Annotated in this window: 1 pseudogene; it reads right to left on the reverse strand. The window is 44.2% G+C overall.

The annotated features are described in order from the left end of the window. A pseudogene (locus KSO91_RS17510) lies at positions 1–626 on the reverse strand (hypothetical protein); the annotation flags it as partial.

Below are 626 nucleotides of genomic sequence, written 5' to 3' on the forward strand. Positions count from 1 at the left end.
CGACCAATCTTGTCATATTGATAAAAATTATGGCTGTTAAACGTACCATCTCCATCGTTAGGTAATTTAACGCTATGCTGGTCAATAATACGGCCACGATTATCGCGTTTAAGTGTAATAAAGCGGCTATCGCCATCATTAACGGCCACTAATTTATCGAGCACATCATATTGAAAAGTTTGCTCTCGGCCGTCAAAACCGATGAGTTTGGTTGGTTTTTCTGTCGCGCTGTATTGTATTTGATAAGTGGCTTCATCACTGCGCTCGATACCAATCAGATTGCGCTCTTTATCATAGTGATAATTCAGCCAGCTGCCATCGGCAAAGGTTTTTTTAGTGGGTTGCGCTAAGCCAGCGTAATTGTAATGCGTGTTTTCACCATTGGCATTTATTATGCGAATTAAACGCCCGGCATCGTCGTATTGGTATTGAGTGGTGGTGCGATTATCGGGCTGGCTCGCTGTCTGGTTGTCATCCGAATGATAACTAATCTGTTGCGAGACTTGTCCGCGAGTATTACGTTGATATTCGGTCACTAAGCCCTGTGCGTCACAGACTGCATTTAATCGCCCTAATCCGTCGTAACTGTAACGGGTTAATGCCTCGCCTACTTTTTCAGCCAGCAG

The sequence above is a fragment of the Psychromonas antarctica genome (genome assembly GCF_022267535.1).
Lineage (GTDB): Bacteria > Pseudomonadota > Gammaproteobacteria > Enterobacterales > Psychromonadaceae > Psychromonas > Psychromonas antarctica.